Source organism: Enterobacter sp. T2 (assembly GCF_010692925.1).
Lineage (GTDB): Bacteria > Pseudomonadota > Gammaproteobacteria > Enterobacterales > Enterobacteriaceae > Enterobacter > Enterobacter kobei.
On record NZ_CP048736.1, the window covers coordinates 4,351,196 to 4,372,400 of the forward strand.

The window sequence follows — 21,205 nt, forward strand, 5'->3', positions numbered from 1 at the left end:
CCCCCCGGATACAAGGATCATCGTGTCTAAAACACTACGTATTATCTTCGCGGGAACCCCTGATTTTGCAGCGCGTCATCTTGACGCGCTGTTATCTTCTGGTCACCAGGTTGTTGGCGTCTTTACCCAGCCGGACCGCCCGGCAGGTCGCGGTAAAAAACTGATGCCGAGCCCCGTAAAGGTGCTGGCAGAAGAGCATGGGCTACCCGTTTTCCAGCCCGCCTCCTTACGCCCTCAGGAAAACCAGCAGCTGGTTGCTGACCTGAATGCCGACGTAATGGTGGTGGTGGCGTATGGTTTAATTCTGCCAAAAGCCGTGCTTGATATGCCTCGCCTGGGCTGTATCAACGTGCATGGTTCCCTGCTCCCGCGTTGGCGTGGTGCGGCACCTATACAGCGCTCCCTGTGGGCGGGTGATGCTGAAACCGGCGTGACAATCATGAAGATGGATGTAGGTTTAGACACGGGCGACATGCTGTATAAGTTGACGTGTCCCATTACGGCAGAAGATACCAGCGCTACGCTGTATGACAAGCTGGCAGATCTCGGCCCACAAGGGCTCATTAAGACCTTACAGCAGCTTGCTGACAATACGGCGAAGCCTGAGGTTCAGGATGAGTCTCTCGTCACCTACGCCGAAAAACTGAGCAAAGAAGAAGCCCGGATCGACTGGTCTCTCTCCGCCGCTCAACTTGAACGCTGCATCCGCGCCTTCAATCCATGGCCAATGAGCTGGCTGATGATTGATGAGCAGCCCGTGAAAGTCTGGAAAGCGTCAGTGATAAACAGCGTCACAGCAGCTGAACCCGGTACGATTATCGACGCCAGCAAGAACGGAATTCAGGTTGCGACTGCAGAAGGGATCCTGAATCTTGAGTCGTTACAACCGGCCGGTAAGAAAGCCATGAGTGCACAGGATCTGTTAAATTCCCGTCGCGAATGGTTTATACCGGGCAATCGCCTTGCCTGATCCAATATTTGCTTAAAGCCCGGTGTTCCGGGCATTTTTATTTTTACGGTTATGAAAAAACAAAATCTTCGCAGTATGGCGGCGCAGGCCGTTGAGCAGGTCATCGAGCAGGGTCAGTCATTGAGTAATGTCCTGCCTCCCCTGCAACAAAAAGTATCTGATAAAGACAAAGCCCTGCTTCAGGAGCTCTGTTTTGGCGTCCTGCGCACTCTCTCTCAACTTGAGTGGCTCATTAATAAGCTGATGTCACGCCCAATGACCGGCAAACAGCGCACCATACATTATTTGATTATGGTGGGTTTTTATCAGCTTCTTCATACCCGAATCCCCCCTCATGCCGCACTGGCTGAGACGGTGGAAGGTGCCGTTGCGATTAAACGTCCTCAGTTGAAAGGGTTGATCAACGGTGTACTGCGTCAGTTCCAGCGACAGCAGGAAGAGCTGCTGGCTGAATTTACGCAAAGCGAAACACGTTACCTGCATCCGGACTGGCTTCTGAATCGCCTTAAAAAGGCGTATCCACAACAATGGCAAAACATTGCCGAAGCCAATAATCAACGTCCACCGATGTGGCTGCGCGTTAACCGGAATCATCATACCCGCGATGCCTGGCTGAGCTTGCTCGAAGAGGCCGGAATGAGTGGATTCACACATGATGCCTATCCTGACGCCGTGCGTTTAGCTTCCCCTGCACCGGTACATGCTTTACCCGGTTTTGATGAAGGCTGGGTGACCGTACAGGATGCCTCTGCTCAGGGTTGTATGACTTTCCTTGAGCCGAAAAATGGCGAGCAGATCCTCGATTTGTGCGCAGCACCAGGCGGAAAAACAACGCACATTCTGGAAGTGGCTCCGCAGGCCAGCGTGATGGCAGTCGATGTTGATGAGCAGCGTCTTTCACGCGTCTACGATAACCTTAAGCGTCTGGGTATGAAGGCACAGGTTAAGCAGGGCGATGGACGCAAACCCGCAGAATGGTGTGGTGAAACACAATTCGATCGTATTTTGCTGGATGCCCCTTGCTCTGCAACCGGTGTTATTCGCCGTCACCCCGATATCAAGTGGCTGCGCCGCGATCGTGATATCAAGGAACTTGCCCAACTGCAATCGGATATTCTTGACGCCATCTGGCCGCATCTAAAACCAGGTGGAACGCTGGTCTACGCGACCTGCTCCGTGCTGCCGGAAGAAAACAGCCAGCAAATCGCGGTCTTCCTTAAACGCACTCCGGACGCTACGCTGCGTGATACGGGAACACCTGAAAACCCGGGTCAGCAGAACCTGCCGGGTGCGGAAGAGGGTGATGGCTTCTTTTACGCTAAGCTAATCAAAGAGTGATGTTGAGAACAGGTCACAAGATATGAAGATTATCATTCTGGGCGCAGGACAGGTTGGTGGAACGCTGGCAGAAAACCTGGTTGGCGAAAACAATGACATCACCATTGTTGATACCAACGGCGATCGTCTGCGCGTATTGCAGGACAAATTTGACCTTCGCGTTGTGCAGGGTCACGGTTCTCATCCGCGCGTTCTGCGCGAGGCTGGCGCTGACGATGCCGACATGCTGGTTGCGGTCACCAGTTCTGATGAAACCAATATGGTGGCTTGTCAGGTGGCCTATTCGCTTTTCAACACACCAAACCGAATCGCACGTATCCGCTCTCCGGACTATGTTCGCGATGCCGAGAAACTGTTTAATTCAGAAGCGGTTCCAATCGATCATCTCATCGCGCCTGAACAACTGGTTATCGACAATATCTATCGCCTGATCGAATATCCAGGGGCACTGCAGGTGGTGAACTTTGCCGAAGGGAAAGTCAGTCTGGCTGTAGTTAAGGCTTATTACGGTGGGCCATTGATTGGCAACGCGTTGTCCACCATGCGCGAACATATGCCCCATATTGATACGCGCGTCGCCGCCATTTTCCGTCACGACAGACCTATCCGCCCGCAAGGCTCTACCATTGTCGAAGCTGGCGATGAGGTCTTCTTTATTGCTGCCTCTCAGCATATCCGTGCGGTGATGAGTGAGCTACAGCGTCTCGAAAAGCCTTATAAACGTATTATGCTGGTCGGCGGCGGCAATATCGGCGCGGGTCTCGCGCGCAGGCTGGAAAAAGACTATAGCGTGAAATTGATCGAGCGCGATCAACAGCGGGCTTCTGAACTGGCGGAGAAGTTGCAAAATACGATCGTATTTTATGGCGATGCGTCGGATCAGGAGCTGCTGGCAGAAGAACATATTGATCAAGTAGATCTTTTTATTGCCGTCACTAATGATGACGAGGCGAATATTATGTCTGCCATGCTCGCCAAGCGTATGGGGGCAAAGAAGGTCATGGTGCTTATCCAGCGTAAGGCTTATGTTGATCTCGTTCAGGGCAGCGTTATTGATATTGCCATTTCACCGCAGCAGGCAACGATTTCTGCCCTGCTAAGCCATGTACGTAAAGCGGACATTGTCGGTGTTTCATCACTCCGCCGCGGTGTGGCTGAAGCCATTGAAGCGGTGGCGCATGGTGATGAAACCACATCACGCGTTGTGGGCCGCGCCATCGACGAAATTAAACTGCCGCCAGGCACCATAATCGGCGCTGTCGTGCGTGGGAATGATGTCATGATCGCCAATGATAATTTGCGTATTGAACAAGGCGATCACGTAATTATGTTCCTTACCGATAAAAAGTTTATTACCGACGTCGAACGTTTATTCCAGCCAAGTCCCTTCTTCCTTTAATGAGTCGGGTGCTCGCATACGAGCACCCACGCTTTAACCGCTTAATTCCTGTGCCTTTTATTTTTCATAACGTTTAATTATCCCGAATGGCAAATAGCTAATCATTTGTTAAACTTATAGTCGTCAGCTGGCACAAGGAGAACATAATGAGTTTTATTAAAGAATTTCGCGAATTTGCGATGCGCGGGAACGTGGTTGATTTGGCAGTGGGTGTCATTATTGGTGCGGCATTCGGCAAGATTGTTTCATCATTAGTTGCAGATATCATCATGCCGCCTTTAGGGTTGCTCATCGGGGGCATTGATTTCAAACAATTCGCCTTCACGCTGCGTGAAGCGCAGGGGGATATCCCGGCAGTAGTGATGCATTATGGTGTATTTATTCAGAACGTATTTGATTTCGTGATTGTGGCGTTTGCTATTTTCATGGCTATCAAGCTGATCAACAGACTCAACCGTAAAAAAGAAGAGCCAGCAGCTGCGCCAGCACCAACGAAAGAAGAAGTCTTGCTGACTGAAATCCGCGATCTGTTAAAAGAGCAGAACAACCGCGTTTAATCAGCAAATTAAAGCAGGAAGGCCAGTGGTAAATAAGCGATTCGCTTGCTTGCCACTGGCCTCCCAGTTACCCCGTTTTGCATGTTTGTTTTTACGCAGATAACTTCCCTTCCCTTTTTTATTCTTTTCAACACGCTGTCGAAAAAGCGGGTCGTGAAGTAAGGCCTCAATGGCATTGTCTTTAATTTGTCCCTTCGTATGCTGATAGTGGCTCATCTTTTCTCCTGAGCATGGTTTATGACGACGGAAGTCTAGACCCGGGTGGATTAAAAATCAACATCCCCGCGTTTCTCCACTGGCCCCCTGTTCAAGGGCTTCAAGAATTGAACAATAAATACTGCTATGGGCCGTTCCACAGCAGGCATCATTCAGCCTTTGCAGAGAACGTTGCATGGTTTGCAGCTCCTGAATACGGGCTTCAACTTCATCAAGCCGGGCCTGCACGATGCTTTTTGATTCCTGGCAGGTATGATGTTCAGGATCGATGCGGATCGATAATAACTCGCGGATCGAGTCCAGCGTGAATCCAAGCTGTCGCGCATAGCGTATAAATCTTAAACGCTGTAGATCGTTATCGGTATAAAGCCGAAACCCGCCTTCTGTGCGTACTTCATGATCGATCATCTGCTGCTTTTCGTAATATCGGATAGTATCCGGCGTTACGTTCGCGAGCTTTGCAAGTTCACCGATACGGTACATCGCTACTCCTCGTTTATTTTCTGCATCAATCTTTCACTGTATTCGCCATGCAGAAATTCAGTACTCAACCCGGCCTGACGTAACTTGAGCTCGACAAGGGCAAGCCTGCGGCTAAGTTCAGTATGTCGTGGATCGTCCCGGCGAATACCTTTTAGCAAATCGATAAGTTCAACGGCCTCTCTGCGCTGCTCAAGCTCAGGAGGAAGACAGCCGGCGTTTTTTAGTAAACGGTATCCGGCCCGCAGTTCAGGCGCAATATGCGAATCATCTTCCAGCACAAGAGGTTCGCCGCTTCCGGGGAGATCGTCGAAATCACCTTTATTTTGGGCATCGCGAATATGACGTTCTGCCCACTGGTCAAGCAACCACATCGTCAGCTCCAGGGGATGAACAAAATTAATACAGACATTGTAGAGAAGTGGGGATACTGCGGATATAAAAAAACCCGCCGAGGCGGGTTTTTTTACGTTACTGCAGATTACTCTGCAGCAGCTTCTGCTTTCTCTGAACGATCAACCAGCTCGATGTAAGCCATCGGCGCGTTGTCGCCTGCACGGAAACCACACTTCAGAATGCGAGTGTAACCACCGGCACGGCTCGCGAAACGCGGGCCCAGTTCGTTAAACAGTTTTGCCACGATCTCGTTATCACGAGTGCGGGCGAATGCCAGACGACGATTAGCAACGCTGTCAGTCTTGGCAAGAGTAATCAGCGGCTCAACTACGCGACGCAGCTCTTTCGCTTTAGGCAGGGTCGTCTTGATGATTTCATGACGAACCAGTGAACCTGCCATGTTGCGGAACATAGCCTGGCGATGGCTGCTGTTGCGGTTCAGTTGACGACCACTCTTACGATGGCGCATGACCTTATCCTTCTCAGTAAAACCTTAACCTGTGATCCGGTTACTCGTCAGCAATGCTTGCTGGTGGCCAGTTTTCCAGGCGCATGCCCAGAGACAAACCACGTGAAGCCAGCACGTCTTTAATCTCGGTAAGAGATTTTTTACCCAGGTTCGGCGTTTTCAGCAACTCAACCTCGGTACGCTGTACCAGATCACCGATATAGTGGATAGCTTCTGCCTTGAGGCAGTTAGCAGAGCGGACAGTCAATTCGAGATCGTCAACAGGGCGCAGCAGGATCGGATCGAATTCTGGTTTCTCTTCTTTCACTTCCGGCTGACGAACATCACGTAAGTCAACGAAAGCTTCCAGTTGTTCTGCCAGGATGGTTGCCGCACGACGAATCGCCTCTTCAGGATCGATTGTGCCGTTGGTTTCCATTTCGATGACCAGCTTGTCCAGGTCGGTACGCTGTTCTACACGCGCTGCTTCAACATTGTAGGCAATACGCTCTACAGGGCTGTAGCATGCGTCGACCAGCAGACGGCCGATTGGGCGCTCATCTTCTTCCGAATGAATTCGGGCAGAAGCCGGCACATAACCACGACCGCGCTGAACTTTGATACGCATGCTAATAGCTGCGTTCTCATCGGTCAGGTGGCAGATCACGTGCTGCGGCTTGACGATTTCAACATCACCGTCGTGGGTGATGTCGGCTGCAGTCACAGGGCCAATGCCAGATTTATTCAGAGTAAGAATAACTTCATCTTTACCCTGAACTCTCACCGCCAGCCCTTTCAGGTTGAGCAGGATTTCAAGGATATCTTCCTGAACGCCTTCTTTGGTGCTGTACTCATGAAGTACACCATCAATCTCAACCTCGGTCACCGCGCAACCCGGCATCGATGAGAGCAGAATACGGCGCAGTGCGTTACCCAGAGTATGGCCAAAGCCACGCTCTAAAGGCTCAAGGGTCACCTTGGCGTGCGTCGAACTCACTTGCTCGATATCTACCAGGCGCGGTTTTAGAAACTCTGTCACAGAACCCTGCATTGTGTCCTCTCTTTGGTACTAAGCTTTACTTGGAGTAAAGCTCGACGATCAGGTGTTCGTTAATGTCCGCAGACAGATCAGAACGTTCCGGCTGACGCTTGAACGTACCTTCCATCTTGCCAGCATCAACTTCCAGCCAGGTTGGCTTTTCACGCTGCTCAGCCAGCTCCAGAGCGGCCTTCACGCGAGATTGCTTTTTCGCTTTCTCACGAATGCTAACAACGTCATTCGCTTTAACCTGATAAGAAGCGATGTTAACAACACGACCGTTTACCATGATTGCTTTGTGGCTAACCAACTGGCGTGATTCAGCACGAGTCGCGCCGAAGCCCATACGGTAAACAACGTTGTCCAGACGACCTTCCAGCAGAGCCAGCAGGTTTTCACCTGTGTTGCCTTTCAGACGTGCTGCTTCTTTATAGTAGTTACGGAACTGACGCTCCAGCACACCGTAGATACGGCGAACTTTTTGCTTTTCACGCAACTGCACACCATAGTCAGACAGACGCGGTTTACGCGCACCGTGCTGGCCAGGAGCTTGTTCAATTTTACACTTGGTATCGATCGCGCGAACGCCAGACTTAAGGAATAAGTCGGTGCCCTCACGACGGCTCAGCTTGAGCTTAGGACCCAAATATCTTGCCATTTTCTATCTCCAACTAACCTAAAAAACGAGCGTTATACGCGACGTTTTTTCGGCGGACGACAACCGTTATGAGGGATCGGAGTCACATCAGTAATATTCGTGATGCGGAAACCAGCGGCGTTCAGAGCGCGAACAGTAGATTCACGACCCGGACCCGGACCTTTAACCATAACTTCCAGATTCTTGATGCCGTATTCTTTTACGGCTTCAGCGCAACGCTCTGCTGCAACCTGAGCTGCGAACGGAGTGGATTTGCGAGAACCACGGAAACCGGAACCACCGGCTGTTGCCCAACCCAAAGCGTTACCCTGACGATCAGTAATAGTAACGATGGTGTTGTTGAAAGAAGCATGGATATGAGCCACGCCGTCAGAGACTTGTTTTCTTACACGTTTACGTGCACGAACTGGTGCCTTTGCCATTATTCAATCACCCCGATTATTTCTTGATCGGTTTGCGCGGACCCTTACGGGTACGTGCGTTGGTCTTAGTACGCTGACCGCGCACTGGCAGACCACGACGATGACGCAAACCGCGATAGCAACCAAGATCCATCAGGCGCTTGATGCTCATGCTGATTTCACGGCGCAGATCACCTTCAACGACAAATTTGGCAACTTCGTCACGCAGCGTGTCGATTTGTTCTTCAGACAGCTCACTGATCTTAACATCTTCAGCGATACCCGCTGCAGCCAGAATGGCTTTAGAACGGGTCTTGCCGACGCCGTAGATCGAAGTTAATGCGATCACAGCATGTTTCTGATCAGGAATGTTAATGCCTGCTATACGGGCCACTATGCACTCCTACTATTTAATATGTACGCACCATGCTGAAAAGCCCGTTTTCAGGATACTCAAATGGAAACGTACAGACATACAAAAGATTGGCTGGCTAATCTAGCCAGCTCAACCCAACTTTGCAAGAAAAATATGCGAAATAATCAGCCTTGGCGCTGTTTATGCTTCGGCTCGGCACTGCAAATCACACGGATGACACCATCACGCTTAACGATTTTGCAGTTACGGCATAATTTCTTGACGGAAGCACGAACTTTCATTTTTACTCTCCGTAACTTCTCAGGCGACCAATTAGCGGCCGTAGCCTTTCAGGTTCGCCTTCTTCAATGCAGACTCATACTGACTGGACATCATCAGAGTTTGCACTTGAGCCATAAAGTCCATAATCACGACAACAACGATAAGCAGTGAGGTCCCACCGAAGTAGAACGGTACTTTCATTGCATCACGCATGAACTCCGGGATCAGGCAGATAAAAGTAATATAAAGCGCACCAACCAAAGTCAGGCGGGTCATTACTTTATCGATATACTTCGCCGTTTGCTCTCCCGGACGAATTCCTGGTACAAATGCACCGGACTTCTTCAGGTTATCTGCTGTTTCACGCGGGTTGAAGACCAACGCCGTGTAGAAGAAACAGAAGAAGATGATCGCAGACGCATAGAGTAACACATAAAGTGGTTGCCCAGGCTGCAAATACAGCGAAATTGTTGTCAGCCAGTTCCAACCAGTACCGCCCCCGAACCATGACGCGATGGTTGCCGGGAACAGAATAATACTGGAAGCGAAGATTGCCGGGATTACCCCCGCCATATTCACTTTCAGCGGTAAATGTGTGCTCTGTGCAGCATAGACACGACGACCTTGCTGACGTTTCGCGTAGTTCACCACAATGCGGCGTTGACCACGTTCAACGAAGACAACAAAGAACGTCACTGCAAATACTAATACTGCAACCAACAGCAACAGGAGGAAGTGCAGGTCGCCTTGACGCGCTTGCTCGATAGTGTGGGCGATGGCTGGCGGAAGACCCGCAACAATACCGGCGAAGATAATGATTGAGATACCGTTACCGATACCACGCTCAGTAATCTGTTCGCCGAGCCACATCAGGAACATCGTCCCTGTGACCAGACTAACAACAGCGGTGAAATAGAATGCAAAGCCTGGGTTTAATACCAGGCCCTGCATACCAGGCATATTCGGCAGACCGGTAGCAATACCGATCGACTGGAATATTGCCAGCACCAGAGTACCGTAACGGGTGTACTGACTAATCTTACGACGTCCAGACTCCCCTTCTTTCTTCAATTCTGCCAGGGCCGGATGAACGACCGTCAGCAGCTGGATAATAATCGATGCCGAAATATACGGCATGATACCCAGAGCGAAGATAGAAGCACGGCTGAGAGCACCACCAGAGAACATGTTGAACATTTCAATGATGGTGCCTCGCTGTTGCTCAAGCAGTTTGGCAAGTACAGCGGCATCGATACCAGGGATCGGAATAAAAGAGCCAATACGGAACACAATCAGCGCGCCGATAACAAACAGCAGTCTGCGTTTCAGCTCGCCAAATCCACCTTTGGCACTTTGAAAATCTAATCCCGGTTGCTTAGCCATCTGCTACTTATTCCTCAATTTTACCGCCAGCAGCTTCGATAGCAGCACGAGCACCTTTAGTAACACGCAGGCCACGAACAGTTACCGGAGTAGAAACTTCACCAGACAGGATCACTTTCGCGAACTCGATCTGAATACCGATAATGTTTGCTGCTTTCAGCGTGTTCAGGTCTACAACGCCGCCTTCAACTTTCGCCAGGTCAGACAGACGGATTTCCGCTGTGATCGCTGCTTTGCGAGAGGTGAAGCCGAACTTCGGCAGACGACGGTACAGTGGCATCTGGCCACCCTCGAAACCGCGACGTACGCCACCGCCAGAACGAGAGTTCTGACCTTTGTGACCACGACCACCGGTTTTGCCGAGGCCAGAACCGATACCACGACCCAGGCGTTTACCCGCCTTTTTAGAGCCTTCGGCCGGAGACAGAGTATTTAAACGCATCTCTTACTCCTCAACTTTAACCATGAAGTAAACCGCGTTGACCATACCACGAACAGCAGGAGTATCCTCGCGCTCAACGGTATGACCAATACGACGCAGACCCAGGCCAAGCAGCGTTGCCTTGTGTTTCGGCAGACGACCGATTGCACTGCGGGTTTGAGTGATTTTAATAGTCTTTGCCATGGTCAATTACCCCAGAATTTCTTCAACGGATTTACCACGCTTGGCAGCGACCATTTCTGGAGAATTCATATTTTCCAGGCCATCAATAGTTGCACGAACCACGTTAATCGGGTTGGTGGAACCATATGCTTTGGCCAGAACGTTATGAACCCCAGCAACTTCCAGAACGGCGCGCATTGCACCACCGGCGATGATACCGGTACCTTCTGAAGCTGGCTGCATGAATACACGAGAACCCGTGTGAACACCTTTAACAGGGTGTTGCAGGGTGCCGTTGTTCAGCGCGACGTTAATCATATTGCGACGGGCTTTTTCCATCGCTTTCTGGATCGCTGCTGGAACTTCACGCGCTTTACCGTAACCAAAACCAACGCGACCGTTACCATCGCCTACTACAGTCAGAGCTGTGAAGGAGAAGATACGACCACCTTTAACGGTTTTAGATACGCGGTTTACCGCGATCAGCTTTTCCTGCAGTTCGCCAGCCTGTTTTTCGATGTGAGCCATCTTACACCTCTACCTTAGAACTGAAGGCCAGCTTCACGGGCAGCATCTGCCAGTGCCTGGACACGACCATGATATTGGAACCCGGAACGGTCAAAGGAAACATTGCTGATGCCTTTTTCCAGAGCGCGTTCAGCAACAGCTTTACCTACAGCTGCAGCGGCGTCTTTGTTACCGGTGTACTTCAATTGTTCTGAGATAGCTTTTTCTACAGTAGAAGCAGCTACCAGAACTTCAGAACCGTTCGGTGCAATTACCTGTGCGTAAATATGACGCGGGGTACGATGTACCACCAGGCGAGTTGCACCCAGCTCTTTGAGCTTGCGGCGTGCGCGGGTCGCACGACGGATACGAGCAGATTTCTTATCCATAGTGTTACCTTACTTCTTCTTAGCCTCTTTGGTACGCACGACTTCGTCGGCGTAACGAACACCCTTGCCTTTGTAAGGCTCAGGACGACGGTAGGCGCGCAGATCTGCTGCAACCTGACCGATCAGCTGTTTATCAGCGCCTTTCAGCACGATTTCAGTTTGAGTCGGACATTCTGCAGTGATACCGGCCGGCAGCGGATGCTCAACAGGGTGTGAGAAGCCCAGAGACAGGCCTACTGCATTCCCTTTGATCGCTGCACGATAACCTACACCAACCAGCTGAAGCTTTTTAGTGAAGCCTTCGGTAACACCAACAACCATTGAGTTCAGCAGGGCACGCGCGGTACCAGCCTGAGCCCATCCATCCACGAAACCATCACGTGGACCGAAGGTCAGAGCGTTATCTGCATGTTTAACTTCAACAGCTTTGTTGAGGGTACGAGTCAGCTCGCCGTTTTTACCTTTGATCGTAATAACCTGACCGTCGATTTTAACATCAACGCCGGCAGGAATGACGACCGGTGCTTTAGCAACACGAGACATTCTTTCCTCCGATTAGGCTACGTAGCAGATAATTTCGCCACCAAGACCAGCCTGGCGCGCTGCACGATCAGTCATAACACCTTTAGAGGTAGAAACAACTGCGATACCAAGACCAGCCATAACTTTTGGCAGCTCATCTTTTTTCTTATAGATGCGCAGGCCTGGGCGGCTGACACGCTGAATGCTTTCTACAACAGCTTTACCCTGGAAATACTTGAGAGTAAGTTCCAGTTCCGGCTTGGTGTCGCCTTCAACTTTAAAATCTTCGATAAAACCTTCTTCCTTCAGCACGTTGGCAATTGCCACTTTCAGCTTGGCGGAAGGCATGGTGACCGCAACTTTGTTCGCGGCCTGACCGTTACGGATACGGGTCAGCATATCCGCGATCGGATCTTGCATGCTCATCTGTCTTTACTCCCGTGATTCAATTGGTAATTACCAGCTAGCCTTTTTCAAGCCTGGCACTTCACCGCGCATGGCGGCTTCACGCAGTTTGATACGGCTCAACCCAAACTTGCCCACATAACCATGTGGACGACCTGTTTGACGACAGCGGTTACGCTGACGAGACGGGCTGGAATCACGCGGCAGAGACTGCAGCTTGAGAACCGCATTCCAACGATCTTCGTCGGAAGCGTTCACATCAGAAATGATCGCTTTCAGTTCAGCGCGTTTAGCGAAGAATTTATCAGCTAAAGCTACGCGCTTTACTTCGCGTGCTTTCATTGATTGCTTAGCCATTCAGTAACCCTACCTTACTTGCGGAACGGGAAGTCAAAGGCAGCCAGCAGAGCACGGCCTTCTTCGTCAGATTTCGCAGTAGTGGTAATGGTAATATCCAAACCACGCACGCGGTCGACTTTATCGTAGTCGATTTCTGGGAAGATGATCTGCTCACGGACACCCATGCTGTAGTTACCACGACCGTCGAAAGACTTAGCGGACAAGCCACGGAAGTCACGGATACGTGGAACAGCAATAGTGATCAGGCGCTCAAAGAACTCCCACATGCGTTCGCCACGCAGAGTTACTTTACAGCCGATCGGATAGCCCTGACGGATTTTGAAGCCTGCAACAGATTTGCGTGCTTTGGTGATCAGCGGTTTTTGACCGGAGATTGCTGTCAGGTCAGCTGCTGCGTTATCCAGCAGTTTCTTGTCAGCGATCGCTTCACCAACACCCATGTTCAGGGTGATCTTCTCGACCCGAGGGACTTGCATGACAGAATTGTAGTTAAACTCAGTCATGAGTTTGTTAACTACTTCGTCTTTGTAGTAATCATGCAGTTTCGCCATCGTACTACTCCAAATTACTTGATAGTTTCGCTGTTAGACTTGAAGAAACGGACTTTTTTGCCGTCTTCGAATCTAAAGCCTACACGGTCAGCCTTGCCGGTAGCCGCATTGAAGATTGCAACGTTAGAAACCTGAATAGCAGCTTCTTTTTCAACGATGCCACCTGGTTGGTTCAGGGCCGGAACCGGCTTCTGATGTTTCTTAACCAGGTTGATACCTTCAACGACGAGTTTGCCGGAAGACAGAACATTTTTTACTTTACCGCGTTTACCTTTATCTTTACCGGTTAACACGATAACTTCGTCATCACGACGGATTTTCGCTGCCATGATTCGCTCCTTAGAGTACTTCTGGTGCCAGAGAGATAATTTTCATGAACTTCTCAGTACGAAGTTCACGAGTTACCGGCCCAAAGATACGCGTGCCGATAGGCTGCTCGCTGTTATTGTTCAAAATAACGCATGCATTACCATCGAAGCGAATGACAGAACCGTCAGGGCGACGAACACCCTTCTTGGTGCGCACCACTACCGCTTTCAGCACATCACCTTTTTTGACCTTACCACGTGGAATTGCTTCTTTGATGGTGATCTTGATGATGTCGCCTACGCCTGCGTAGCGACGGTGCGAGCCACCCAGAACCTTGATACACATTACGCGACGTGCACCGGAGTTGTCGGCGACGTTCAGCATAGTCTGTTCTTGGATCATTTTAGTGCTCCGCTAATGTCAACTACTACCTGAGACTCTAAAATCAGAGCCGTTAAAAAGCCCCATATCGAGGGCGCGGCATTATAACACCGCTTCTGCAATATGGGTAGAAAAAATAAACGGCTCATCGCTGAGCCGTTTATTCGTATTGAGAATGCGTACTGTATTACAGAACCGCTTTCTCTACAACGCGAACCAGCGTCCAGGACTTAGTCTTGGACAGTGGACGGCATTCACGGATTTCAACCTTGTCGCCGATACCACATTCGTTGTTCTCGTCATGTACGTGCAGTTTGGTCGTACGCTTGATGAATTTACCGTAGATCGGGTGTTTCACAATACGTTCGATAGCTACAACAATGGATTTCTCCATTTTGTCGCTAACAACACGACCTTGCAGAGTACGGATTTTATCGGTCATTACGCACCCGCCTTCTGAGTCAGTAAAGTCTTAACGCGTGCAACATTGCGACGCACTTGCTTCAGCAGGTGAGTCTGTTGCAGCTGGCCACTTGCAGCCTGCATACGCAGGTTGAACTGCTCACGCAGCAGGTTCAGCAGCTCAGCGTTCAGCTCTTCAACGCTTTTTTCACGCAGCTCTTTTGCTTTCATTACATCACCGTCTTAGTTACAAAGGTGGTTTTGATAGGCAGTTTCGCTGCTGCCAGGCCGAAGGCTTCACGGGCCAGCTCTTCCGGAACACCGTCCATTTCATAAAGGACTTTGCCCGGTTGGATCAAGGCAACCCAGTACTCCACGTTACCTTTACCTTTACCCATACGAACTTCCAGCGGCTTCTCGGTGATCGGTTTGTCCGGGAATACACGGATCCAGATCTTACCTTGACGCTTAACTGCACGGGTCATTGCACGACGTGCTGCTTCGATCTGACGTGCAGTCAGACGACCACGGCCAACAGCTTTCAGACCGAAAGTGCCGAAGCTAACATCCGTACCCTGCGCCAGACCACGGTTGCGGCCTTTGTGCACTTTACGGAATTTTGTACGCTTTGGTTGTAACATCAGCGACGCTCCTTATTTACGGCCTTTACGCTGCTGCTTTTTAGGTTGAGCAGCCGGTTTTTCCGGTTGTTCAACAGCAGCCATACCACCCAGGATCTCACCTTTGAAGATCCATACCTTAACGCCGATTACACCGTAAGTGGTGTGCGCTTCAGAGGTGTTGTAGTCGATGTCAGCACGCAGAGTGTGCAGCGGTACGCGACCTTCACGGTACCATTCGGTACGTGCGATTTCCGCGCCGCCCAGACGGCCGCTAACTTCAACTTTGATACCCTTAGCGCCCAGACGCATTGCGTTCTGTACAGCACGCTTCATAGCACGACGGAACATAACACGACGTTCCAGCTGAGAAGTGATGCTGTCAGCAACCAATTTAGCGTCCAGTTCAGGCTTACGAACTTCAGCGATATTGATCTGTGCAGGAACGCCAGCGATATCCGCTACGACCTTGCGCAGTTTTTCTACGTCTTCGCCTTTCTTACCGATAACGATGCCAGGACGAGCAGTGTGAATAGTCACACGGATGCTCTTAGCTGGACGCTCGATAACGATACGAGATACAGACGCTTTAGCCAGTTCCTTAGTCAGGTACTGACGTACTTTAAAATCGCTGTCCAGGTTGTCAGCGAATTCTTTGGTGTTCGCAAACCAGGTAGAGTTCCATGGTTTTACAATACCCAGGCGAATACCATTAGGATGTACTTTCTGACCCATTGCTAGTCTCCAGAGTCTCAGCGATCGGACACAACCACAGTAATGTGGCTGGTGCGCTTCAGGATGCGATCTGCACGACCTTTCGCACGCGGCATAATGCGCTTCATGCTTGGGCCTTCATCTACGAAAATTTTCGCGACTTTCAGATCGTCGATGTCAGCGCCATCGTTGTGTTCAGCGTTAGCAATGGCAGATTCCAGTACTTTCTTGACCAATACCGCAGCTTTCTTGTTGGTATAGGTCAGGATGTCCAAGGCCTGCGACACTTTCTTACCGCGAATCAGGTCAGCAACAAGGCGAACCTTCTGTGCAGAAGAACGAGCATGGCGATGTTGAGCTAAAGTTTCCATCTCTTCCTCCTACCTTATTTCTTCTTCGCTTTTTTATCAGCAGCGTGGCCGCGATAAGTACGAGTCGGTGCGAATTCACCCAGTTTGTGACCAACCATTTCGTCGGTAACAAAGACTGGAACGTGCTGACGACCATTATGGACAGCGATGGTCAAACCGATCATGTTAGGAAAGATCGTTGAACGACGGGACCAAGTGCGCAGGGGCTTCTTGTCTCCGCTTTCCACCGCTTTCTCTACCTTCTTCAGCAAGTGCAGGTCAATAAAAGGACCTTTCTTGAGAGAACGTGGCATGGCTTATCCTCTAAAATTATTTGCTACGGCGACGTACGATAAATTTATCAGTACGCTTGTTGCTGCGGGTCTTCTTACCTTTGGTCTGAACGCCCCACGGAGTTACCGGGTGCTTACCAAAGTTACGACCTTCACCACCACCATGTGGGTGGTCGACTGGGTTCATCGCAGTACCGCGAACGGTAGGACGAACACCACGCCAGCGTGCAGCACCTGCTTTACCCAGAACGCGCAGCATATGCTCAGCATTGCCAACTTCGCCCAGAGTAGCGCGGCAGTCTGCTTCGACTTTACGCATTTCACCAGAACGCAGACGCAGGGTGACATAAGCACCGTCGCGCGCAACGATCTGAACGTAAGTACCCGCGGAACGCGCCAGCTGACCGCCTTTACCTGGTTTCATTTCTACGTTATGAACGGTAGAACCAACCGGGATATTGCGCATCGGCAGGGTGTTACCTGCTTTGATTGCAGCATCAACGCCAGACTGAATCTGGTCGCCAGCTTTCAGGCCTTTAGGGGCCAGGATGTAACGGCGTTCGCCATCTTTGTACAGAACCAGCGCGATGTTCGCGGAACGGTTCGGATCGTACTCAAGACGTTCAACAACTGCTGGGATACCGTCTTTGTTGCGTTTGAAGTCAACAATACGATAAGCCTGCTTGTGGCCACCACCGATGTGACGAGTGGTGATACGGCCATTGTTGTTACGACCACCGGATTTGCTGTTTTTTTCCAGCAACGGAGCAAAAGGTTTGCCCTTGTGCAGCTCAGGGTTAACCACTTTAACTACGTGGCGACGACCCGGAGATGTCGGTTTACATTTAACAACTGCCATTGTATTACTCCTCCGACTTACTCAGCGCCGCCAACGAAGTCCAGGTTCTGGCCTTCTTTCAGGGTGACGTAAGCTTTTTTCCAGTCGCTACGACGACCGATACGCTGTCCGTGACGTTTAACTTTCCCTTTAACAACCAGGGTGTTAACGACTTCGACTTCGACTTCAAACAGTTTCTGCACAGCAGCTTTGATCTCTGCTTTGGTCGCGTCTTTAGCAACTTTGAGAACGATGGTGTTTGTTTTTTCCATCGCAGTAGACGCTTTTTCAGAAACGTGCGGTGCGCGAAGCACCTTCAGCAGACGTTCTTCACGAATCATGCCAGCATCTCCTCAACTTGCTTAACAGCATCAGCAGTCATTACGACTTTGTCGAAGGCGATCAGGCTAACCGGGTCGATACCAGTCGCATCGCGTACGTCAACCTTGTGCAGGTTACGTGCGGCCAGGAACAGGTTCTCGTCCAGCTCACCGGTGATGATCAGCACATCTTCCAGAGCCATGTCTTTCAGTTTCTGAGCCAGCAGCTTAGTTTTAGGCGCTTCTACAGAGAACTTCTCGACAACGATCAGACGATCCTGACGTACCAGTTCGGACAGGATGCTTTTCAGCGCGCCGCGGTACATCTTTTTGTTAACTTTTTGACTGTGGTCCTGTGGACGCGCAGCGAAGGTCACGCCACCTGAACGCCAGATCGGGCTCTTGATAGAACCTGAACGCGCACGGCCGGTACCTTTCTGGCGCCATGGCTTTTTGCCAGAACCAGTTACTTCAGCACGAGTCTTCTGAGCACGAGTACCCTGACGAGCACCAGCTGCATAAGCAACAACAACCTGGTGAACCAGCGCTTCGTTGAAATCACGACCGAAGGTAGTTTCGGAAACAGTCAGCGCGCTCTGCGCGTCTTTCAATACTAATTCCATTGCTATCCCCTTACGCCTTCACAGCTGGTTTAACGATCAGGTCGCTACCGGTTGCACCCGGGACCGCACCTTTAACCAGCAGCAGGTTGCGCTCAGCGTCAACACGTACTACGTCCAGGCTCTGAACGGTTACACGTTCGTTACCCAGCTGACCTGCCATTTTCTTGCCTTTGAACACTTTGCCCGGAGTCTGGTTCTGACCGATAGAACCCGGAACGCGGTGAGACAAGGAGTTACCGTGGGTAGCGTCCTGGGTACGGAAGTTCCAGCGCTTAACGGTACCAGCAAAACCTTTACCTTTAGAGGTACCGGTTACGTCAACTTTTTTAACGTCAGCAAACAGCTCAACGCTAATGTCCTGACCTACGGTGAACTCTTCGCCTTCAGCAAGACGGAATTCCCACAGACCACGGCCAGCTTCTACGCCAGCTTTAGCGAAGTGACCCGCTTCTGGTTTGGTTACACGGTTAGCTTTTTTAGCACCAGTGGTAACCTGAATAGCGCGGTAGCCATCGTTAGCCAGATCTTTAACCTGAGTAACGCGGTTTGCTTCAACTTCGATTACGGTTACTGGGATAGAAACGCCATCTTCAGTGAAGATGCGGGTCATACCCACTTTTTTACCGACTAAACCAATCATTGTTTCAACCTCTCAATCGCTCGATGACCTGATTAACCCAGGCTGATCTGCACGTCTACACCGGCAGCCAGATCCAGACGCATCAGAGCATCAACGGTTTTCTCAGTTGGCTCAACGATGTCAACCAGACGCTTGTGAGTGCGGATTTCGTACTGATCACGCGCGTCTTTGTTAACGTGCGGAGAGATCAGAACGGTAAAGCGCTCTTTGCGGGTCGGCAGCGGGATCGGACCACGGACTTGCGCACCAGTGCGCTTAGCAGTCTCGACGATTTCCGCGGTTGATTGATCGATCAGACGATGATCAAACGCTTTAAGGCGGATACGGATTCTTTGGTTCTGCATGAGACCAGAGCTCCAATTATTTTATAAACGAAAATGATTACTCCTCAAACCCATTACGATTGATGGGAGAGTGTAACCGTTCTTACGTAGCTCCCCAATTGGGAGCATTGTTGAGTAACAAAATGCGCTACCCAGGTTCATATCGAACCAGCCGTCAATTACGACAAGCCCGCGCATTATACGTATTTACAGGCTTAATGCAAGTCGACTGTGTCGATAATAACCAACCTTTTGCAAGACACGTACACTACTGGTCAATATCTGCTATCGCCTGCTTAACACGCGCTTCAAGATCGCCCTTTCCTCCGGCAGCAACCGGATGCTCAGCGTCGCTTTCCTCCGACACACTAACATCCGTCTCTTCCACCGGCACCGGCAAGGGACGCTTCTTATAGATATAGTGCTCCTCAGAAAGCCGATAATGCTGAGGCTCTGGTGATGAAGACGCGTGCAGAGCAATCCCGCGGTACAGGTAATACCCTACGATCGCGCAACCCACACTATATAAAAGCCAGGACAATGCGATGCATATCCCCGCCCATAGCGGGCGCGGCATATCTGGCCGGACAAAGCGTACTTTGGGCTGCAAAGAGGTTACCGTTTGCTCGCTCATATCGCCCCTCTTTCCTGAATCAACGTTGGACTTTCACCCAGGGCTTGCCATAGCCTGATAAGTGACAACTGTCCCATCACACCATCGACTTTAATCTTATTTTGCGCCTGAAACTGGCGGACCTTCTCAGTTAGCAGCGAACTCCATTCTCCCGTCCCTTCCGCCTCGACATTCAGCACGCGGCTCAGCATCGTATCAAGCCAGACAATGTCATCGGTGCTACTCTTCTTTGTTATGCTTGCGTTGCCGTCGGGCGATGGCTTCCACATTCGCGTCACATTCCCTGTCCAGACATGGCTGAACCATGCCTTATCAAGGATCCATGTTTGATTTCCTGACAGCACGGTAAGCGTGTTCTCTCCTCCCCCGATCACGACGACAGGGAAACTGGCGCTACCTGCTTTCAGGGTGGCGACCCAGGGAAGTCCGTCAGACAACAGTGTTTCAAGCGTTTCGGTGCCGGAAAGGCAGGCCATCCCGCCCCGGTATGCCTGATCGCACCAGGCTTCCCCTTTGTCTACCTCATACCCCCAGACGCTAAACAGTAAACTGAGCGATTCATTGGTAGACATCGTCTCTGCCATCAGTCGCGCATGAGTTGAGACAGGTCTTGAGAATTCTACAGGAAGCAACGTTGTGAGCGGTGGCAGCCACTGGGAAAGAGGCCTGGCGAAGTATGCGCCTCCACCACCACATAGCACCGTTAACACCAACAGCAGCAACCAGGTTACGCCCTGACGGCCAGGTGCGGGCAGGTAACGCAACGCCTCACGCTGAAGAGAAGCGTCAATAATAGAGGCGGCATGTTCCTCCCCCTCCATCTTATTACGACGAATAACCCCTCCCAGTCGCGCGGCAAGATGAAGATTGCCATCGCAACGTCTCATGCATCGTCTGATAAATTGTTCCGGAAGAGTGTTGGTTGTCTCAGGGCCAATGCCTGCATGAGAGGAGATCACCTTGCGGTAATCTTTACTGTCCGGCGCGGGTATCTCAAACCATACCGGCTGTAATACCCGTAACTCACGCTGCTGACGACGGTTGAATATCCCTGTAAGTAGCAATCGGGCTTGCGGCATCATGGTCATAAACGCCAGAATCGTTGAAACAAGCCCCCTGGAGATTCGGTGTCCATCTTCCAGGACAAACAGCGGCATACTGCCGTGTGTCACGGTCCCCGCGCTGTACAGCTCCTCCCAGAGCTTCTCAACAGGGAATATTTTTCCCGCCAGACTGTTATCCGTCTGCGAATCCGCAATAATCACCCACTCCCACAGGTAACCTTTTCGGTTCAAAGGGCTGATGGTGAGCGCGCGATAAGGCCACGCGCTAATCACCCCTTGCGCAAGCACACTTTTTCCTGACCCTTTACCGCCCTGCAATATTAGCCATTGTTCCTGAATTAACGTGGAAAACATGCTGTCCCGAATCAGACAATGCCGCGTAGTATAAAAAGTATTTAGCTCATCCATGAATAGCCGCATTACCTCGAAAATTA

Annotated in this window: 37 protein-coding genes; 4 read left to right on the top strand and 33 right to left on the bottom strand. The window is 50.8% G+C overall.

Annotated features, from left to right (window positions below; all coding sequences use genetic code 11):
* Positions 1 to 22: 22 nt before the first annotated feature.
* The 4 genes from fmt to mscL all read left to right on the top strand — a co-directional run bounded on the left by fmt (position 23) and on the right by mscL (position 4,264).
* Positions 23 to 970 carry a methionyl-tRNA formyltransferase gene (gene fmt / locus G0034_RS20795; protein ID WP_023331437.1) on the top strand — a complete coding sequence of 316 codons (948 nt, stop codon included), beginning with the start codon at positions 23 to 25 and terminating at the stop codon, positions 968 to 970.
* 51 nt (positions 971 to 1,021) lie between these two features.
* Complete coding sequence (rsmB, locus tag G0034_RS20800) at positions 1,022 to 2,308, top strand: 16S rRNA (cytosine(967)-C(5))-methyltransferase RsmB (RefSeq protein ID WP_179121244.1); 1,287 nt, start codon at positions 1,022 to 1,024, stop codon at positions 2,306 to 2,308.
* A 22-nt stretch (positions 2,309 to 2,330) separates the two neighbouring features.
* Positions 2,331 to 3,707, top strand: a complete 1,377-nt coding sequence (gene trkA / locus G0034_RS20805; RefSeq protein WP_014885463.1) for a Trk system potassium transporter TrkA — start codon at positions 2,331 to 2,333, stop codon at positions 3,705 to 3,707.
* A gap of 146 nt (positions 3,708 to 3,853) precedes the next feature.
* Positions 3,854 to 4,264 (top strand): large-conductance mechanosensitive channel protein MscL, encoded by a 411-nt coding sequence (mscL, locus tag G0034_RS20810; RefSeq protein WP_014833515.1) that lies wholly within the window; start codon positions 3,854 to 3,856, stop codon positions 4,262 to 4,264.
* Here mscL and G0034_RS20815 read toward each other — a convergent pair whose 3' ends face one another.
* The 33 genes from G0034_RS20815 to G0034_RS20975 form a co-directional block, all read right to left on the bottom strand.
* Positions 4,265 to 4,480, bottom strand: a complete 216-nt coding sequence (locus G0034_RS20815; protein WP_014885464.1) for an alternative ribosome-rescue factor A — start codon at positions 4,478 to 4,480, stop codon at positions 4,265 to 4,267.
* Positions 4,481 to 4,537: 57 nt separating this feature from the next.
* Complete coding sequence (gene zntR / locus G0034_RS20820) at positions 4,538 to 4,963, bottom strand: Zn(2+)-responsive transcriptional regulator (protein ID WP_014885465.1); 426 nt, start codon at positions 4,961 to 4,963, stop codon at positions 4,538 to 4,540.
* Positions 4,964 to 4,965: 2 nt separating this feature from the next.
* Entirely contained in the window at positions 4,966 to 5,334 is a 369-nt protein-coding gene (locus tag G0034_RS20825) for a DnaJ family domain-containing protein (RefSeq protein WP_014885466.1), read from the bottom strand.
* A 107-nt stretch (positions 5,335 to 5,441) separates the two neighbouring features.
* Complete coding sequence (gene rplQ, locus G0034_RS20830) at positions 5,442 to 5,825, bottom strand: 50S ribosomal protein L17 (protein ID WP_001216368.1); 384 nt, start codon at positions 5,823 to 5,825, stop codon at positions 5,442 to 5,444.
* A 40-nt stretch (positions 5,826 to 5,865) separates the two neighbouring features.
* Positions 5,866 to 6,855, bottom strand: coding sequence for a DNA-directed RNA polymerase subunit alpha (locus tag G0034_RS20835; protein ID WP_002919219.1), 990 nt, complete (start codon positions 6,853 to 6,855; stop codon positions 5,866 to 5,868).
* 25 nt (positions 6,856 to 6,880) lie between these two features.
* Positions 6,881 to 7,501: a 30S ribosomal protein S4 gene (gene rpsD / locus G0034_RS20840; RefSeq protein WP_003863314.1), complete on the bottom strand. Its 621-nt coding sequence runs from the start codon at positions 7,499 to 7,501 to the stop codon at positions 6,881 to 6,883.
* Positions 7,502 to 7,533: 32 nt separating this feature from the next.
* Positions 7,534 to 7,923 (bottom strand): 30S ribosomal protein S11, encoded by a 390-nt coding sequence (gene rpsK / locus G0034_RS20845; RefSeq protein ID WP_003863312.1) that lies wholly within the window; start codon positions 7,921 to 7,923, stop codon positions 7,534 to 7,536.
* Positions 7,924 to 7,939: 16 nt separating this feature from the next.
* The gene (rpsM, locus tag G0034_RS20850; RefSeq protein WP_003863308.1) at positions 7,940 to 8,296 is read right to left on the bottom strand and encodes a 30S ribosomal protein S13; all 357 of its coding nucleotides are present in this window, start codon (positions 8,294 to 8,296) and stop codon (positions 7,940 to 7,942) included.
* Between the two features lie 146 nt (positions 8,297 to 8,442).
* On the bottom strand, positions 8,443 to 8,559 hold the full coding sequence (rpmJ, locus tag G0034_RS20855; RefSeq protein WP_000868187.1) for a 50S ribosomal protein L36: 117 nt from the start codon (positions 8,557 to 8,559) through the stop codon (positions 8,443 to 8,445).
* A 31-nt stretch (positions 8,560 to 8,590) separates the two neighbouring features.
* Complete coding sequence (gene secY / locus G0034_RS20860) at positions 8,591 to 9,922, bottom strand: preprotein translocase subunit SecY (RefSeq protein ID WP_003863305.1); 1,332 nt, start codon at positions 9,920 to 9,922, stop codon at positions 8,591 to 8,593.
* A 7-nt stretch (positions 9,923 to 9,929) separates the two neighbouring features.
* Positions 9,930 to 10,364, bottom strand: coding sequence for a 50S ribosomal protein L15 (gene rplO / locus G0034_RS20865; protein ID WP_014885468.1), 435 nt, complete (start codon positions 10,362 to 10,364; stop codon positions 9,930 to 9,932).
* Between the two features lie 3 nt (positions 10,365 to 10,367).
* Positions 10,368 to 10,547 (bottom strand): 50S ribosomal protein L30, encoded by a 180-nt coding sequence (rpmD, locus tag G0034_RS20870; protein WP_003863301.1) that lies wholly within the window; start codon positions 10,545 to 10,547, stop codon positions 10,368 to 10,370.
* Between the two features lie 6 nt (positions 10,548 to 10,553).
* Positions 10,554 to 11,054 carry a 30S ribosomal protein S5 gene (rpsE, locus tag G0034_RS20875; protein WP_003863299.1) on the bottom strand — a complete coding sequence of 167 codons (501 nt, stop codon included), beginning with the start codon at positions 11,052 to 11,054 and terminating at the stop codon, positions 10,554 to 10,556.
* Positions 11,055 to 11,068: 14 nt separating this feature from the next.
* Positions 11,069 to 11,422, bottom strand: a complete 354-nt coding sequence (gene rplR / locus G0034_RS20880; RefSeq protein ID WP_003863297.1) for a 50S ribosomal protein L18 — start codon at positions 11,420 to 11,422, stop codon at positions 11,069 to 11,071.
* Positions 11,423 to 11,431: 9 nt separating this feature from the next.
* Positions 11,432 to 11,965 carry a 50S ribosomal protein L6 gene (rplF, locus tag G0034_RS20885; protein ID WP_003863296.1) on the bottom strand — a complete coding sequence of 178 codons (534 nt, stop codon included), beginning with the start codon at positions 11,963 to 11,965 and terminating at the stop codon, positions 11,432 to 11,434.
* A 12-nt stretch (positions 11,966 to 11,977) separates the two neighbouring features.
* Positions 11,978 to 12,370, bottom strand: a complete 393-nt coding sequence (gene rpsH / locus G0034_RS20890; RefSeq protein WP_006178918.1) for a 30S ribosomal protein S8 — start codon at positions 12,368 to 12,370, stop codon at positions 11,978 to 11,980.
* A 30-nt stretch (positions 12,371 to 12,400) separates the two neighbouring features.
* The gene (gene rpsN, locus G0034_RS20895) at positions 12,401 to 12,706 is read right to left on the bottom strand and encodes a 30S ribosomal protein S14 (RefSeq protein ID WP_003863291.1); all 306 of its coding nucleotides are present in this window, start codon (positions 12,704 to 12,706) and stop codon (positions 12,401 to 12,403) included.
* Positions 12,707 to 12,720: 14 nt separating this feature from the next.
* Entirely contained in the window at positions 12,721 to 13,260 is a 540-nt protein-coding gene (gene rplE / locus G0034_RS20900; protein ID WP_001096206.1) for a 50S ribosomal protein L5, read from the bottom strand.
* Positions 13,261 to 13,274: 14 nt separating this feature from the next.
* Entirely contained in the window at positions 13,275 to 13,589 is a 315-nt protein-coding gene (gene rplX / locus G0034_RS20905; RefSeq protein WP_003863287.1) for a 50S ribosomal protein L24, read from the bottom strand.
* Between the two features lie 10 nt (positions 13,590 to 13,599).
* Positions 13,600 to 13,971, bottom strand: coding sequence for a 50S ribosomal protein L14 (gene rplN / locus G0034_RS20910; protein WP_002919748.1), 372 nt, complete (start codon positions 13,969 to 13,971; stop codon positions 13,600 to 13,602).
* Between the two features lie 166 nt (positions 13,972 to 14,137).
* Complete coding sequence (gene rpsQ / locus G0034_RS20915; protein WP_008503489.1) at positions 14,138 to 14,392, bottom strand: 30S ribosomal protein S17; 255 nt, start codon at positions 14,390 to 14,392, stop codon at positions 14,138 to 14,140.
* Positions 14,392 to 14,583 (bottom strand): 50S ribosomal protein L29, encoded by a 192-nt coding sequence (rpmC, locus tag G0034_RS20920; protein WP_003863282.1) that lies wholly within the window; start codon positions 14,581 to 14,583, stop codon positions 14,392 to 14,394. The genes rpsQ and rpmC overlap by 1 nt, the downstream gene beginning before the upstream one ends.
* Positions 14,583 to 14,993, bottom strand: coding sequence for a 50S ribosomal protein L16 (gene rplP / locus G0034_RS20925; protein ID WP_002919759.1), 411 nt, complete (start codon positions 14,991 to 14,993; stop codon positions 14,583 to 14,585). The genes rpmC and rplP overlap by 1 nt, the downstream gene beginning before the upstream one ends.
* 12 nt (positions 14,994 to 15,005) lie before the next feature.
* Entirely contained in the window at positions 15,006 to 15,707 is a 702-nt protein-coding gene (gene rpsC / locus G0034_RS20930) for a 30S ribosomal protein S3 (RefSeq protein ID WP_000529945.1), read from the bottom strand.
* Between the two features lie 17 nt (positions 15,708 to 15,724).
* Complete coding sequence (rplV, locus tag G0034_RS20935) at positions 15,725 to 16,057, bottom strand: 50S ribosomal protein L22 (RefSeq protein ID WP_002919773.1); 333 nt, start codon at positions 16,055 to 16,057, stop codon at positions 15,725 to 15,727.
* 14 nt (positions 16,058 to 16,071) lie between these two features.
* Positions 16,072 to 16,350: a 30S ribosomal protein S19 gene (gene rpsS, locus G0034_RS20940; RefSeq protein ID WP_001138117.1), complete on the bottom strand. Its 279-nt coding sequence runs from the start codon at positions 16,348 to 16,350 to the stop codon at positions 16,072 to 16,074.
* 16 nt (positions 16,351 to 16,366) lie between these two features.
* Positions 16,367 to 17,188, bottom strand: coding sequence for a 50S ribosomal protein L2 (gene rplB / locus G0034_RS20945; RefSeq protein ID WP_000301859.1), 822 nt, complete (start codon positions 17,186 to 17,188; stop codon positions 16,367 to 16,369).
* 17 nt (positions 17,189 to 17,205) lie between these two features.
* Positions 17,206 to 17,508 carry a 50S ribosomal protein L23 gene (rplW, locus tag G0034_RS20950; protein WP_000617546.1) on the bottom strand — a complete coding sequence of 101 codons (303 nt, stop codon included), beginning with the start codon at positions 17,506 to 17,508 and terminating at the stop codon, positions 17,206 to 17,208.
* Entirely contained in the window at positions 17,505 to 18,110 is a 606-nt protein-coding gene (gene rplD, locus G0034_RS20955) for a 50S ribosomal protein L4 (protein ID WP_000424395.1), read from the bottom strand. Before rplD ends, rplW begins: the two co-directional genes overlap by 4 nt.
* A 10-nt stretch (positions 18,111 to 18,120) precedes the next feature.
* Entirely contained in the window at positions 18,121 to 18,750 is a 630-nt protein-coding gene (gene rplC / locus G0034_RS20960; RefSeq protein WP_003863274.1) for a 50S ribosomal protein L3, read from the bottom strand.
* A 32-nt stretch (positions 18,751 to 18,782) separates the two neighbouring features.
* Complete coding sequence (gene rpsJ / locus G0034_RS20965) at positions 18,783 to 19,094, bottom strand: 30S ribosomal protein S10 (RefSeq protein WP_001181005.1); 312 nt, start codon at positions 19,092 to 19,094, stop codon at positions 18,783 to 18,785.
* Between the two features lie 247 nt (positions 19,095 to 19,341).
* Entirely contained in the window at positions 19,342 to 19,707 is a 366-nt protein-coding gene (locus tag G0034_RS20970) for a type II secretion system protein GspB, cryptic system variant (protein ID WP_023331440.1), read from the bottom strand.
* The gene (locus G0034_RS20975) at positions 19,704 to 21,179 is read right to left on the bottom strand and encodes a peptidoglycan-binding domain-containing protein (RefSeq protein ID WP_179121245.1); all 1,476 of its coding nucleotides are present in this window, start codon (positions 21,177 to 21,179) and stop codon (positions 19,704 to 19,706) included. The genes G0034_RS20970 and G0034_RS20975 overlap by 4 nt, the downstream gene beginning before the upstream one ends.
* Positions 21,180 to 21,205: the final 26 nt, after the last annotated feature.

Excerpts from the sequence above, each read along its gene's own strand:
- rpsD (WP_003863314.1), bottom strand. The coding sequence starts at position 7,501 with ATGGCAAGATATTTGGGTCCTAAGCTCAAGCTGAGCCGTCGTGAGGGC.
- rplP (WP_002919759.1), bottom strand. The coding sequence starts at position 14,993 with ATGTTACAACCAAAGCGTACAAAATTCCGTAAAGTGCACAAAGGCCGC.
- rpmC (WP_003863282.1), bottom strand. The coding sequence starts at position 14,583 with ATGAAAGCAAAAGAGCTGCGTGAAAAAAGCGTTGAAGAGCTGAACGCT.
- secY (WP_003863305.1), bottom strand. The coding sequence starts at position 9,922 with ATGGCTAAGCAACCGGGATTAGATTTTCAAAGTGCCAAAGGTGGATTT.
- rplC (WP_003863274.1), bottom strand. The coding sequence starts at position 18,750 with ATGATTGGTTTAGTCGGTAAAAAAGTGGGTATGACCCGCATCTTCACT.
- rpsS (WP_001138117.1), bottom strand. The coding sequence starts at position 16,350 with ATGCCACGTTCTCTCAAGAAAGGTCCTTTTATTGACCTGCACTTGCTG.
- rsmB (WP_179121244.1), top strand. The coding sequence starts at position 1,022 with ATGAAAAAACAAAATCTTCGCAGTATGGCGGCGCAGGCCGTTGAGCAG.
- G0034_RS20835 (WP_002919219.1), bottom strand. The coding sequence starts at position 6,855 with ATGCAGGGTTCTGTGACAGAGTTTCTAAAACCGCGCCTGGTAGATATC.
- rpmD (WP_003863301.1), bottom strand. The coding sequence starts at position 10,547 with ATGGCAAAGACTATTAAAATCACTCAAACCCGCAGTGCAATCGGTCGT.
- G0034_RS20825 (WP_014885466.1), bottom strand. The coding sequence starts at position 5,334 with ATGTGGTTGCTTGACCAGTGGGCAGAACGTCATATTCGCGATGCCCAA.
- rpsC (WP_000529945.1), bottom strand. The coding sequence starts at position 15,707 with ATGGGTCAGAAAGTACATCCTAATGGTATTCGCCTGGGTATTGTAAAA.
- rplX (WP_003863287.1), bottom strand. The coding sequence starts at position 13,589 with ATGGCAGCGAAAATCCGTCGTGATGACGAAGTTATCGTGTTAACCGGT.
- rplD (WP_000424395.1), bottom strand. The coding sequence starts at position 18,110 with ATGGAATTAGTATTGAAAGACGCGCAGAGCGCGCTGACTGTTTCCGAA.
- mscL (WP_014833515.1), top strand. The coding sequence starts at position 3,854 with ATGAGTTTTATTAAAGAATTTCGCGAATTTGCGATGCGCGGGAACGTG.
- rpsN (WP_003863291.1), bottom strand. The coding sequence starts at position 12,706 with ATGGCTAAGCAATCAATGAAAGCACGCGAAGTAAAGCGCGTAGCTTTA.
- zntR (WP_014885465.1), bottom strand. The coding sequence starts at position 4,963 with ATGTACCGTATCGGTGAACTTGCAAAGCTCGCGAACGTAACGCCGGAT.
- G0034_RS20970 (WP_023331440.1), bottom strand. The coding sequence starts at position 19,707 with ATGAGCGAGCAAACGGTAACCTCTTTGCAGCCCAAAGTACGCTTTGTC.
- trkA (WP_014885463.1), top strand. The coding sequence starts at position 2,331 with ATGAAGATTATCATTCTGGGCGCAGGACAGGTTGGTGGAACGCTGGCA.
- G0034_RS20975 (WP_179121245.1), bottom strand. The coding sequence starts at position 21,179 with ATGGATGAGCTAAATACTTTTTATACTACGCGGCATTGTCTGATTCGG.
- rplW (WP_000617546.1), bottom strand. The coding sequence starts at position 17,508 with ATGATTCGTGAAGAACGTCTGCTGAAGGTGCTTCGCGCACCGCACGTT.
- rpsK (WP_003863312.1), bottom strand. The coding sequence starts at position 7,923 with ATGGCAAAGGCACCAGTTCGTGCACGTAAACGTGTAAGAAAACAAGTC.
- rplQ (WP_001216368.1), bottom strand. The coding sequence starts at position 5,825 with ATGCGCCATCGTAAGAGTGGTCGTCAACTGAACCGCAACAGCAGCCAT.
- rpsJ (WP_001181005.1), bottom strand. The coding sequence starts at position 19,094 with ATGCAGAACCAAAGAATCCGTATCCGCCTTAAAGCGTTTGATCATCGT.
- rplR (WP_003863297.1), bottom strand. The coding sequence starts at position 11,422 with ATGGATAAGAAATCTGCTCGTATCCGTCGTGCGACCCGCGCACGCCGC.
- rplO (WP_014885468.1), bottom strand. The coding sequence starts at position 10,364 with ATGCGTTTAAATACTCTGTCTCCGGCCGAAGGCTCTAAAAAGGCGGGT.
- rpsH (WP_006178918.1), bottom strand. The coding sequence starts at position 12,370 with ATGAGCATGCAAGATCCGATCGCGGATATGCTGACCCGTATCCGTAAC.
- rplE (WP_001096206.1), bottom strand. The coding sequence starts at position 13,260 with ATGGCGAAACTGCATGATTACTACAAAGACGAAGTAGTTAACAAACTC.
- rpmJ (WP_000868187.1), bottom strand. The coding sequence starts at position 8,559 with ATGAAAGTTCGTGCTTCCGTCAAGAAATTATGCCGTAACTGCAAAATC.
- rpsQ (WP_008503489.1), bottom strand. The coding sequence starts at position 14,392 with ATGACCGATAAAATCCGTACTCTGCAAGGTCGTGTTGTTAGCGACAAA.
- rplF (WP_003863296.1), bottom strand. The coding sequence starts at position 11,965 with ATGTCTCGTGTTGCTAAAGCACCGGTCGTCATTCCTGCCGGCGTTGAT.
- rplN (WP_002919748.1), bottom strand. The coding sequence starts at position 13,971 with ATGATCCAAGAACAGACTATGCTGAACGTCGCCGACAACTCCGGTGCA.
- rpsE (WP_003863299.1), bottom strand. The coding sequence starts at position 11,054 with ATGGCTCACATCGAAAAACAGGCTGGCGAACTGCAGGAAAAGCTGATC.
- G0034_RS20815 (WP_014885464.1), bottom strand. The coding sequence starts at position 4,480 with ATGAGCCACTATCAGCATACGAAGGGACAAATTAAAGACAATGCCATT.
- rplB (WP_000301859.1), bottom strand. The coding sequence starts at position 17,188 with ATGGCAGTTGTTAAATGTAAACCGACATCTCCGGGTCGTCGCCACGTA.
- rplV (WP_002919773.1), bottom strand. The coding sequence starts at position 16,057 with ATGGAAACTTTAGCTCAACATCGCCATGCTCGTTCTTCTGCACAGAAG.